At 41.7% G+C, this 11,804-nt stretch carries 9 protein-coding genes; 2 read left to right on the top strand and 7 right to left on the bottom strand.

What is annotated here, in order from left to right:
* Positions 1-46 precede the first annotated feature (46 nt).
* Complete coding sequence (locus DFQ04_RS12960) at positions 47-1,402, top strand: glucoamylase family protein (protein WP_133556514.1); 1,356 nt, start codon at positions 47-49, stop codon at positions 1,400-1,402.
* 12 nt (positions 1,403-1,414) lie between these two features.
* On the opposite strand, the gene DFQ04_RS12955 is transcribed toward DFQ04_RS12960, so the two are convergent.
* The 7 genes from DFQ04_RS12955 to DFQ04_RS12925 form a co-directional block, all read right to left on the bottom strand.
* Positions 1,415-3,778, bottom strand: coding sequence for a tetratricopeptide repeat protein (locus DFQ04_RS12955; protein ID WP_133556512.1), 2,364 nt, complete (start codon positions 3,776-3,778; stop codon positions 1,415-1,417).
* 31 nt (positions 3,779-3,809) lie between these two features.
* On the bottom strand, positions 3,810-4,337 hold the full coding sequence (locus DFQ04_RS12950) for a GNAT family N-acetyltransferase (RefSeq protein ID WP_133556510.1): 528 nt from the start codon (positions 4,335-4,337) through the stop codon (positions 3,810-3,812).
* Between the two features lie 27 nt (positions 4,338-4,364).
* Positions 4,365-5,219: a bile acid:sodium symporter family protein gene (locus tag DFQ04_RS12945; protein WP_133556508.1), complete on the bottom strand. Its 855-nt coding sequence runs from the start codon at positions 5,217-5,219 to the stop codon at positions 4,365-4,367.
* 255 nt (positions 5,220-5,474) lie between these two features.
* Positions 5,475-6,608, bottom strand: coding sequence for a DUF819 family protein (locus tag DFQ04_RS12940; protein WP_133556507.1), 1,134 nt, complete (start codon positions 6,606-6,608; stop codon positions 5,475-5,477).
* A 45-nt stretch (positions 6,609-6,653) separates the two neighbouring features.
* Positions 6,654-7,715 carry a DegT/DnrJ/EryC1/StrS family aminotransferase gene (locus DFQ04_RS12935; RefSeq protein ID WP_243739684.1) on the bottom strand — a complete coding sequence of 354 codons (1,062 nt, stop codon included), beginning with the start codon at positions 7,713-7,715 and terminating at the stop codon, positions 6,654-6,656.
* A 10-nt stretch (positions 7,716-7,725) separates the two neighbouring features.
* Positions 7,726-9,015: a glycosyltransferase family 4 protein gene (locus DFQ04_RS12930; protein WP_133556502.1), complete on the bottom strand. Its 1,290-nt coding sequence runs from the start codon at positions 9,013-9,015 to the stop codon at positions 7,726-7,728.
* Positions 9,016-9,349: 334 nt separating this feature from the next.
* Positions 9,350-10,804, bottom strand: coding sequence for an NADP-dependent isocitrate dehydrogenase (locus DFQ04_RS12925; protein WP_133556501.1), 1,455 nt, complete (start codon positions 10,802-10,804; stop codon positions 9,350-9,352).
* Positions 10,805-11,014: 210 nt separating this feature from the next.
* On the opposite strand from DFQ04_RS12925, the gene DFQ04_RS12920 reads away from it, so the two are divergent.
* Complete coding sequence (locus tag DFQ04_RS12920; RefSeq protein WP_133556837.1) at positions 11,015-11,800, top strand: enoyl-CoA hydratase/isomerase family protein; 786 nt, start codon at positions 11,015-11,017, stop codon at positions 11,798-11,800.
* Positions 11,801-11,804 lie beyond the last annotated feature (4 nt).

Here is an 11,804-nt window from a genome sequence, read left to right as displayed (position 1 = left end):
TTCTTTACCAATCTATTTTTAACTTTTGATGCCAAGCCCCAAAGACATGAAATTTTCCTTTTGCATTTTGCTCGGATCTATCCTGACTTTCTTCTCCTGCGATCCCACGAAAAAAGAAGGAATGCCCGATTCTTCCTCAAGCCTTAAGCTGACTGATGAGCAACTCCTAGACACCGTTCAATACTATACTTTTCAGTATTTCTGGAAAGGTGCAGAACCTAATTCCGGAATGGCTCCTGAGCGAATCCATATGGATGGAATTTACCCGGATAATGATGCCCATATCGTAACCACAGGAGGTACAGGGATGGGTTTAGTTGGGATTTTGGGAGCGATAGAACGAGGGTGGATATCTCGAAATGATGCCTTGAAACGATTTGAAAAAATGGTCTCTTTCCTAGAAAAAGCAGATCGATACCATGGAATTTGGCCGCACTGGCTGGATGGAAAAACCGGAAAAGTCAAACCTTTTTCCCAAAAGGACGATGGTGCTGACTTAGTCGAATCAGCCTTTTTGATGCAAGGATTATTGGCGGTAAGAGAATATTTCAAAGAAGGAAATGAAGCTGAAAAGGCGCTAGCTGCAAGGATTGACCGACTTTGGAAAGAAATGGATTGGACTTGGCATACCCAAGGAGACAAAAAGGTGCTTTACTGGCATTGGTCTCCAAATTTTGGTTGGGAGATGAATTTTCCTCTGGAGGGATACAACGAATGTCTGATCACCTATGTCTTGGCAGCTTCCTCCCCTTCCCATACTATTGATCCACAAGCTTACCACCAAGGCTGGGCAAGATCGGGTGGAATCAAAGCCGCTCAAGCCGGAGGATTTGGATTCCCTTTACAATTGAAACACAACGGAGCTGAAGAACTGGGAGGGCCATTGTTTTGGGCGCATTATTCCTATCTAAGTTTAAATCCTAAAGGACTTAAGGATCAATATGCCGATTACTGGGAGGAAAATCGAAATCAAACCCTCATCAACCGGGCTTGGTGTATAAATAACTCCGGGAACTTTAAAGGGTATGGAGAAGACCTTTGGGGATTAACCGCCTCTTATTCCATTAACTTTTACAATGCTCACCGCCCTGGAAATGACACAGGAGTAATCTCTCCTACGGCGGCCGTTTCGTCCATAGTTTATACTCCCGAAGAGTCCATGAAAGTCATCAGGAACCTTTATGAGAATTATGGAAAAAAGGTATTTGGCCCTTATGGATTCTACGATGCCATGAGTCCCCAGCATAATTTCTACCCGCAACAATACCTCGCCATAGACCAAGGCCCGATGGTTACCATGATTGAAAACTACAGATCAGGCTTAGGTTGGAAGCTGTTTATGAAAGCTCCTGAAGTCCAAGAAGGGTTGAGAAAACTGGGATTCTCCTTCCAAATTCCCTAAGAGAATCACTACCTATTGCATCAAACCTTTATAGTAGGCCGCTCTTTCTGGATTCCCGGTGGCGGTATGGAGCAAATAAAGATTATTCAAAACAGCTGGACTTGAGCCATATTTTAGCGCGTCCTCCAAAACGACAATAGCTTCTTTTTCCTTTCTCTGGATTAGCAAAGAAGTTCCGAGGTTCATTCTGGCCGAAAAAGGATCCTCAGGGTTTGCATTGACAGCAGCCCTGAAATACCGCTCAGCTTCAGCATACCTTTTGTCCTTCAGAAGTGCAATAATCCCCAAATTGGTTAGCACAACATGATTTGAAGCATCCACTTGGTATGCTTTTAAAAACTGCTTTTTTGCCTCAAGCGTATCCCTGTTTTCAATAAGTGCTTTTCCGAACGCCGCAAAATAGCTTGGATACTTGGCAGCTCCTCCGAATTTTTCAAAATCACCCTCAATCTTCCGGTAATTTTGAATGGCTTTAGGATAATCTTTTTTCTCAAAAAAGTCATTTCCAGCCCGTAAAGCGAGCAAAAATCTAGTTTCCTCCACATTCCCTAAAGAGTCGATTTGGAACTCTGCCGCTTTTTCAAGCATTCCCAAATCAGTGTATAAATACGCCAATAATCGCTCGATTTCCGGGTCTGATTTTTCTTTTCGAGCTTTTTCAAAAGCTAAAATTGCCTCCTGATTTTCTGTCAGTCTCAAATGGGTATTTCCCAAATTCTTATAAGTAGAATACAGATCCGGTTTTTGAGCTTCCAAGGCTTTGAGATACATGAATTTTGCCTCCTCATAGTTTCCCTTAGCGTATTCCAATAAAGCCAACTTAAACCAACCGAAAAATAACTTTGGCGCTTTTGTAGTAGCTAATCTTAAAGTTTCCTCCGCACGAATTGAATCCCCTAATCCTAAAAGCGATTCAGCCAAGGTATTGTAATATTGGGGTACCGGATTAGGCTCTCCCAAAATGTCAAATCCTTGATCGTAATGGAACACAGCCTTTTCAAAATAGGGCTTGGCTGAATCCACGCTGGTTTTTTCAATTTCTTTTCCCTGCAGCCTTAGCTCCTCGGCATACATGATATGAGTCCTCCAACTATTCGGGGAAGTCTCCACTCCGGAGGAAGATAGACTCATATTACTTTCCCAAACTTGGGAGCGGGCAATTGTTTTCCATGAAAAAAGCACCCCAATAAATAAGACGAGACCCAAAACTCCTTTTATGCCCAGATTAGGAGCTTTTTTCTGAAAGAAATCATATAGTCCAAACACCACCAAAAAACAAAATGACAATGATGGGATAAACATGAACCGCTCACCCAAATTGGAACCTATAATCAAGGAAGGAACCAAGTTGGCAAAGATTGAGAAAGACGTAAGGTAAAAAAGAATTCCAAAACTGTAGAGGCTTCTGGTTTTAAAGCCTTTGATTGCAAAATAGACTAATCCCCCAAAAACCAAGAAACTTAGCCACACCCAAGGACTGATAAAAGTTTGGATAGCAATTTGGCTAAAGGAATAATCCCAAGACAAGGGATGAGGGATTAGCAAAAGTTTCAGGTACTGCAGATAAATATAAAAATTGGTCGCAATCCACTCTGAGCCTGAGGCCGCGTATAGGACTGAATTCACCAAACTTCCATAGCTGTCCCCAGAGGCTGGATCTAGAAAAATCGAGCGCAGGATCATATAAATTCCAAAAGGAATCAGAAAAGGCAGGGTAACCTGAATGGATTTTTTAAAATCATTTTTCAGGAAAAACCAAGAGATCAAAAACACCAGCGCCATTAGAGGAATGCTTTCCTCTTTCGAAAGAAGGGAAAGAAAATACAAGCCCAGGATGATGCCCCATTGGATAGGTTTGGGTTTTCCAGAATTAGAAAACCAAATCAAAATGGCTGAAAAGGCAAATAAAGAAGAAAGTAACGTATCCCTGCTTTTTACCGAAGCTACCACTTCAGTATGAATCGGGTGTACTGCATAAAGAACCAGAATCAAAAGCGCGATCCAACCAGGGAGTTGACGCTTTTCACCCAGCTTCAAGAGAAACGATCCAATGACCCAGAGCAAGGCAAAATATAAAATCACATTTATCGTGTGCCCCACGCTGGCATCAAATTCCCCAACCAATTGCCGTTCAATGGCAAAAGTAAGCAAGGTGAAAGGCCGGTAAATACTGGAATTTGTGGGGTTGATTTCAATAAAATTCATGGAACCGAACTGAAACAACTCGGTCCATTTTTCTGTGCCCAATTGGGTGACTCGATTGAAATAGGTATAAATCCCATCATCTCCCGAATAGCCATAGGGTATGGTTTGGAGATAAAGAAGTGCACCAAAAAGAGCGATAAGAATTACCCAATACTGATTTTTAAACTTCATAGGGAAAAAGATTCAAGCCTGAAAATACAGATTATTCCAAATCAAAGCGCATCAAGAAATCATTCTGCAACTCATCTCCAAATTGAAAAGGGTGACTTCCAAAGATGCTAAAGCCCTTTTTCTCATAAAATCGGATAGCACGGGGATTATGTTCCCAAACTCCCAGCCAGAGATAGGTCAATTGGTTTTGCTTTGCAAATTCCTTCGCCTTTTCCATCAGAAGATCCCCCACTCCTTTGCCTAAATATTCCTCTAAAACATAAAGCCTGGCTATCTCCAAACTTTCAGGATCATGGATATCGGTCTGTGCAGGATTTAAATTAAGCTTTGAATAACCTAAAATTTCACTCCCAGATATGGCTATAAAAAATTTTGAATTTGGGTCTCTCCATTCTTCTTCAAGTTTTTCTAAGGTAAAAGCTTCATTTAGGTAAGCCTCAACATTCTCAAGTTTATTCCCTGCTGTGAAAGCTTGTAAAAATGATTTTCTTGCGACGTCTACAAGTCGTTCTATATCTGAAATTTCAGTGAGTCTTATTTGAAAATTAGGTGAATTCATAGAGGCTATTTAAAATATGGCTGGAAGTCATCTGCGATTACCCAGCAAAATAATTAAAGCAGCAGTCCCAAACATAATCAAGCTGTAAATCGCCGAAGGGATGGTCATAACGGAGTTTACAATCAAAGTAGCTGCGATCGTAATCCCCAATGTTCCATTCTGGATTCCTGACTCAATGGCGATAGTCAGCCTTTGTTTGAAATCCAATCCTGCGAGTTTTGACAAGCCATATCCAAGTCCAAGAGTAGCCAGGTTCAAAGCCAGTGAAGCTGGCCCCGCATCGATAAAAAACTGAACCAGGTTATCCTTTTCCTTAACAAAAGCTGCGACAACAATGATCACAAAAAAGATGGTAGAAAACTTCCGGAACGGGTTTTCCAATAGTTGAGCTAGTCCAGGAGCTTTCCTTAGCACCAACATTCCAATGACAACAGGAATAATTGTAATAGCCAATACTGCGATGACTGTTCCTAAAATCTCCAACTTTTGCTCCTCTCCTCCTGGAATAAAGTAAACGATGGAAAAATTAACTAAGAATGGAATCGTGATCACAGTGATCAAAGAAGAAAAGGAAGTAAGCGTGATGGAAAGTGCCGAATCTCCTTTTGCCAGATGGGTAATCAAATTAGAAGTGGCTCCACCTGGACAGGCTGCCAAAATCATCAATCCCACTGCAAGTTCTGGAGGGAGTTGAAATAATTTGGCTATGAAAAAGGCCACTAAAGGCAGCAATATTAGTTGATTGACCAAGCCTAAAGTAACCGCTTTAGGATAGATTAAAATCCGCTTAAAGTCCTCCAAGGTTAGGCTCAAGCCCATCCCAAACATAATCACTGCAAGAGCAAGTGGCAGAAAAAGCTCAGTTAAAACACTGGATTCCATAGGATTTTGGGTTAGTGGGCAATGTTATTGGGTTATTGATGTTGAGTGTAGCCTCTAGTTTACTTCGATATTCGACATTCGGAGTTCGATATTCGAAATTTTAATCTTTCGATAATTCTGAATTTGATCCATTATTGAATCAATTTCGAACATCGAATGATGAACGCCAAATAATGAAGTTATTTCGAGCCTCTTGTGTCTAGCTTCTTGAATCTTGCCTCCTGTTACCAGCGACTTGATACTTGATACTTGCTTCTATAAAAACCCCGCTACCGCAAAGCCAATATATGTTCCAAGCGCATTGCCAAGGCTCCCAACAAGAACCCCCGGAATCAATAAATCTGGCCTATTCAAACTTTCAGCAGCTGCAATAGCTGTCGTATTTCCTCCTACATTGGCTTGGGAAGCAACTGCTATCACATCCCAATCCATTTTGAATAGTGCGCCAACTCCAAAAATTACCAAGCCATGAACGGCGACTAAAACGCCAACAAACAGCAATAAACTACCTGCAATATCTCCCGACTGAGCTAATGCCCCAAAATCACAAAGCGTACCTATCACAGCCAGGAAAATTAAAATCAAGAAAAAGCCAATTGTATGTTTTCCGTAGAGTTGCTGCACAGACGGAAACTGAGCTAGAATCAAGGCAAGGGTGGTCAAAAAGATAATTTCAGGAACACTGGGAAACCAATAAACCAAAACTTTGCTCACTGTCATTCCTAATAAACCTAGGGCCAAAATGGAAGCTAAGGAGGAAATGGAGATATGTTCTATGGATTGAATTTTCTCAGTTCCTTGAGCGGAAGCAAGCTTTTTTCTAGGAAAAAGCTTCTGCAGGTATTTAGGCAAAATCAAGGTGGCAATAATCCAAGGTGTACCAATCAGATTATCCACCACGGTAGTCGCGGCAAAAAGATTCCCCGCCTCATTCACTTTATAGTGCAATGCAACCGCATTGAAATTGATGGAGCCGCCGATATAGGTCCCAGTGTACATTCCCGCCACAGCCGGAGCCAAATCCCCAATCTTAGCTTCAGGGTTAGCGACAAACCAAGCAACCAAAACACCTACAACCGTAGCCAAGGATCCTAACAAAAACATCAAGAGCAAGGGAAGTCCAGCTTTTTTGACACTTTTCAAATCAACTTCCAATAAGGCAATAAATATCCCCAAAGGGGCGAGATACATGAAAACTCCATCATAAACTGGATTACCACCCATTGCACTTGGAATAATTCCAATATTGGAAAAAAGGGCACAAAAGAGAATCACCCAAATCGGAGTCCCTACGGTCTTTCCCCAAGAAAAACGAGTCAGCCATTGCGCGAAAAACACGCCTATGCATAGTACCCCTGCAATAAATATCGGCTCGTCTGAAAAGCTCATTGGGGAAAATAGAAAAAATACTTCAATGCATTTCGACTATTAATCTTAGGGTAAGAAAAAACTTTTGATTTCCCGAATAATCGTATTTACCTCATCTGAATTCAAATGCGAGTTCAGCGGAATAGAGAGAATCTTTTTTGAAAGCCTTTCTGAAATTGAGAAATCTCCTTCTAATGTTAAAAAAGGCTTCATCTCAGGCAGGATCTTTGGATAATGAATCGCTGTTCCTATCCCTATTTTTTCCAAATGTCTTCTCAATTCATCCCTTCGCTCGGTTTGGACAACAAAAAGGTGTGCATTATGGTCCTCGGCTAAAATTCCTTCCGGTAAAATCAAATCCGAAATTCCGGAAAACTCTTCCAAATAGTACTTAGCAATTGCCTTTCGCCTTGTTTGATTTCCTTCAAAATCTTCCAGCATTACATTCAGAAATGCTGCCTGAATGGAATCAATTCTACTGTTTCTTCCAACAAGTTCATGTTGATCCCGAACTGGCTGTCCGTGATTGAGTAGGAGTCGGATTTTTTCAGGCAAAGCAGAATTCTGAGTTAAACACATTCCAGCTTCACCAAGGGCTCCAAGATTTTTGGTGGGATAAAAACTTAAGCAACCCACATCACCCCAAGTTCCAGCTGCTTTGCCTTTTTGAAAAGCCCCAAAAGCTTGAGCTGCATCTTCGATAACAAAAATCCCAGATTGAGAAGCTTTTTGAACCAAGGGCTCCATGTCCACCATTTTCCCATATAAATGAACTGGAATAACTGCTTTGGTTTTTGGAGTCATGGCATTTGGCCAGTCTTCAGAAATCAATCCCTGCTCATCCGTATCCACAAAAACCGGTTTCGCCCCAACCAAAACCACCGCCTCTGCAGTAGAAACCCAAGTTAAAGCGGGAACAATCACTTCATCACCCAGACCGATACTCAGGGCACGAAGGGCGAGTTCCAAAGCGTCAGTCCCATTGGCACAAGAAATCGAATAGGAAGATTTCAGAAATTTTGAGACTGTATTTTCAAAATTTTGCACCTCTAGCCTTCCTGAAAAAATCCCTTCTTCAAGCACCTTCTCAAAGCGATCCTTTAGCCTTTCCTTTAGGCTGGAATCCATTCGTTTTAGATCAAGAAAGGGTATGAGCATCCAGAATTTTGGCTAAATCAAAAGTTAAAGATCTTCGGGAGAATCGGGCGAATTGAGGTGAATTTCCGCCTTTTCCTTTTCCATCCATCAGTTCCCGCAAAACAACCTGAATCCCCACAAAATCCTCATGCCGAATGACTTTTCCACCCTCAGCCTGATTCAAAATCTGCGCTGAATCCCCCTCAGGATCACCCAAAGCAACTATAGGGATTCCTGTAGCCAGGTATTCAAATAGCTTACCCGGAATATTTCCTTTGGCATTTTTGGTATCGGTGAGGATCAAAACTAGGCCATCGGCCTTCGCATAAAATCCAAAAACCTCCCCATGGGAAACGTAACCCGGAAAATGAATGCGATTGACAAGCCAAGAATCAGCGGCTACAAACTCCTTCACAGGATCCGAAACCTTCCCTACAAAAGTGAAGTCAACTTCCTCCCCTGTTCCCTGAAATTCTTCCTTGATTGCTTTTAAAAGGGGAATTGGATTTCTGATTGCATCAATCACTCCGGTGTAAACCAAATGAAGCTTTTCTTTCACTTTTGCTTTTGGAGAAAAATCGGAAGGGATATCGGCAGGGTCAAACCCATTCGTCAGGAGCTGAATTTTGCGATGGGATAATTTCTCTAGATCAAGTTGAAAAGTTGGAGAAATAGTAATGACCTCATCGGCTTCCTTTAAAACAGACTCCTCCAGTTGCAAATGTCTTTTCCGAATTCGAGCTGCCATGGGGAGTTTATCCAAAAACTCCCATTGAGACCAAGGATCACGAAAATCAGCTATCCAAGTCAGTCCGGTTTTTCGCTTGAGTTCTCTTCCGATCAAATGCATGCTATGAGGCGGTCCAGTCGTGATTACTGCCTGATATTGTCCGTTTTGAACCAGATCAAGCAGGAATTTCACAGATGGCTTCACCCAAAAAACTCTAGGATCCGGTACCAGAAAGTTGGCTCGCATCCAGATGGCAGCCTTTTCCAAAAACCCTTTTTCCTTTTGCTCCAAAAGTCGTCCTGGATGAGTTTTGGATTTCCTTTTTACCCTGGAAAAAAGCTGGTATGGTTCCCAAATCGGAAATTTGATAACCTCCAAACTTGTAGGGATTTCCTTTTGGAGACTTTCGTCTTTCAAATCAAAATCTGGATTTTCAGGAGTGAAAATCACAGGCTCCCATCCAGCTTCTGGAAGGTATTTGGCAAATTTCAACCAACGCTGAACACCGGAACCTCCACTGGGTGGCCAATAATACGTAATGATGAGGACTTGCTTTTGCATGGAAATACCAAAGTACCATGTACAAAGTACAAAGTACAAATGAGTCTAAAGAAAAAGGGGAAAGTTTCCTCTCCCCAATTATCAGCCAGATTCAAATATTTATAGAACTCTATTAAAAGATCGCAAAGGCAAACTGAACGATTTGAATTATTAATATAGCACCAGCGCAAATGAACAAGACTTTAACGGCTTTACCCATTTTCTTCCGATCATTATTAATAAGGCCTGTGAAAAGCAACCAAAAGATAATTGAAACACCAACCAGACCTGTCAAAACAGAAACTATGGTTAAAACTAAGGTGATCAACTCCATTGTTGTTTTCCAAAATTCACTTTATTCCCCTTGCGCCAAAGAATAACCTCTGACTCCATCGAAAGTGTATAGGTGCTCAGTTTTGATGAAATCAAATCCAAGTCCTTGGATCTGTCCCAATAGAGCCAAAACCTCATCATGGGAAACCACTCTTCCGTCAGCGGATTTGAATCTGCATCTCCAGTGGTCTGTACAGAATGTTTCTTTCAAACCTTCTGGGAAAACTTTTACTCCCCTGTTGGTAATCAGATGCAATTGAAGTCCATTAACATTAGCCTGACGTAATCTTTCACCGATCACATTTGGATTTCTTCCGTCCTCATCCCAGTCGATAAATACATCCACACCAGTCAATTCTTTCTTAGCCTTGTTAACAGGCTTAAGCTTCACGTTCATTGGCTTGGTGTCTTCCTTGTCAAAAGAAGCAGGAATCATTTTAGCCGGCATTTGACCTAATCTTTCAATCACCGCCTGTGCGAATTCCTGAGTTCCCACTTTTTTGCTGGATAGACCTTCCTGATAAATATCTCCGGTATGAATTCCATCCTCCAAGGTCTTCATCCAGGCATTGGAAATTTTCTCCGCAATTTCAGGTTGACCGATATGAACCAACATCATGATCGCACCATTCAGCAAACCGGAAGGGTTGGCCATATCCATACCTGCGATATCTGGAGCAGAACCGTGGATAGCTTCAAACATCGCTACTTCTTCCCCAACGTTTGCCGAACCTCCAAGTCCTACAGAACCTGTCACCTGGGCAGCTACGTCGGAAATAATATCTCCATAAAGGTTGAGCGTAACGATCACATCAAAAATTTCAGGACGCTCTGCAATCAAAGCCGTTCCGATATCGATGATTTTATGCTCTGTCTGAATTTCAGGATATTCTTTAGCTATCTCGTCAAAAGTTTTGTGGAAAAGACCATCGGCCAATTTCATGATATTGTCCTTGGTCATGCAGGTCACTTTCTTTCGGCCATATTTTTTAGCATACTCAAAAGCATAACGGATGATTTTCTCAGAACCTGGCTGAGAAATCAGTTTCAGAGTTTGGTAAACTTCCTGAGTTTGTCTGTGCTCGATACCTGCGTAAAGATCTTCCTCATTTTCTCGGATGATCACCAAGTCAGTTTTTGGAAAATGGGTTTTGATGAATGGGGCGTAGGCCTTACAGGGTCTGACATTGGCGTACAATCCAAAAGACTTTCTGGTAGTTACATTCAAGGACTTAAATCCTCCACCCTGAGGGGTAGTGATTGGTGATTTCAAAAAAACTTTGGTCTCTCTCAAAGAATCAAAAGATTTAGGTTCCATTCCTGAACTGATCCCTTTGAGGTATACTTGCTCACCGATTTCAATCACATCGTATTCCAGTTGAGCTCCGGCAGCTTCCAGAATAGCCAAGGTGGCTTTCATGATTTCCGGACCGATTCCGTCGCCGTATGCAACTGTAATTTTTCTTTTGGAGGACATAAGGGTAGTTTGTTTAGTTGAAATTTTCGTACGGCAAAAGTAATCAAAAATGCTTTTTTGACCCGATGGAATTCAGTTATTCTCCGGGAATCTTTCAGTTTATTTTCTATTTAAAAGTCAAAAAATGAAGGCATTTTGGATAATTCAAAGGCATCAAGTTTGGCTTTGCATGCCCTTACCGTATATTTGCTTTTCACATCCTTAGTCTTTATGGCAGATTTTGCAAATATCCTGACCGAAGAAAAAAACGGACTCCTTTACCTCACTATCAATCGGGAAGACAAGCTAAATGCATTGAATTTCGATACTCTTGAAGAACTTAAATCGATCTTTGAAGAGGTGGTAGACAATAAAGCTATCAAAGCAGTAATCATCACCGGAGCAGGAGAAAAGGCTTTTGTGGCAGGTGCAGACATCAGTGAAATTGCCAATCTGAATGAGGTGAATGCAAGGAAATTTGCAGAAAACGGACAGGAGATTTTTGCGATGATTGAAAATTGTCACAAGCCTGTGATCGCGGTAACCAATGGATTTACTTTAGGCGGAGGATGTGAATTGGCCATGGCTTGCCACATGCGGATTGCCTCTGCAAATGCAAAATTCGGTCAGCCTGAAGTCAATTTAGGAATCATCCCTGGCTATGGGGGTACTCAGCGTTTGACGATTTTAGCAGGAAAAGGAAAAGCCTTTGAGTTGATGATGACCGGAGATATGATCGGCGCAGAAGAAGCCAAAAATCTTGGCTTGGTGAATCATTTACTTCCTACCAAAGCAGAAGCTATTGCCAAGGCCGAGGAAATCATTGGAAAAATCATGAGCAAGGCTCCTTTGGCAATTGGCATGATAGTAGATTGTGTCAATGCAGTCTATCTCTCAGAAGAAAACGGCTACCAAACTGAAGCCAATAGCTTTGCCAGATGCGTCAAATCCGGAGATTATAAGGAAGGAACCTCTGCATTTTTGGAAAAAAGAAAGCCGGTTTTCAAGGGAGAGTAAGCCC

Source organism: Algoriphagus boseongensis (genome assembly GCF_004362805.1).
GTDB lineage: Bacteria > Bacteroidota > Bacteroidia > Cytophagales > Cyclobacteriaceae > Algoriphagus > Algoriphagus boseongensis.
Note: the sequence above shows the minus strand (reverse complement) of the source record. Positions and strands in the feature narration are given on the sequence as shown.

Excerpts from the sequence above, each read along its gene's own strand:
- DFQ04_RS12950 (WP_133556510.1), bottom strand. The coding sequence starts at position 4,337 with ATGAATTCACCTAATTTTCAAATAAGACTCACTGAAATTTCAGATATA.
- DFQ04_RS12955 (WP_133556512.1), bottom strand. The coding sequence starts at position 3,778 with ATGAAGTTTAAAAATCAGTATTGGGTAATTCTTATCGCTCTTTTTGGT.
- DFQ04_RS12945 (WP_133556508.1), bottom strand. The coding sequence starts at position 5,219 with ATGGAATCCAGTGTTTTAACTGAGCTTTTTCTGCCACTTGCTCTTGCA.
- DFQ04_RS12960 (WP_133556514.1), top strand. The coding sequence starts at position 47 with ATGAAATTTTCCTTTTGCATTTTGCTCGGATCTATCCTGACTTTCTTC.
- DFQ04_RS12920 (WP_133556837.1), top strand. The coding sequence starts at position 11,015 with ATGGCAGATTTTGCAAATATCCTGACCGAAGAAAAAAACGGACTCCTT.
- DFQ04_RS12925 (WP_133556501.1), bottom strand. The coding sequence starts at position 10,804 with ATGTCCTCCAAAAGAAAAATTACAGTTGCATACGGCGACGGAATCGGT.
- DFQ04_RS12930 (WP_133556502.1), bottom strand. The coding sequence starts at position 9,015 with ATGCAAAAGCAAGTCCTCATCATTACGTATTATTGGCCACCCAGTGGA.
- DFQ04_RS12935 (WP_243739684.1), bottom strand. The coding sequence starts at position 7,715 with ATGGATTCCAGCCTAAAGGAAAGGCTAAAGGATCGCTTTGAGAAGGTG.
- DFQ04_RS12940 (WP_133556507.1), bottom strand. The coding sequence starts at position 6,608 with ATGAGCTTTTCAGACGAGCCGATATTTATTGCAGGGGTACTATGCATA.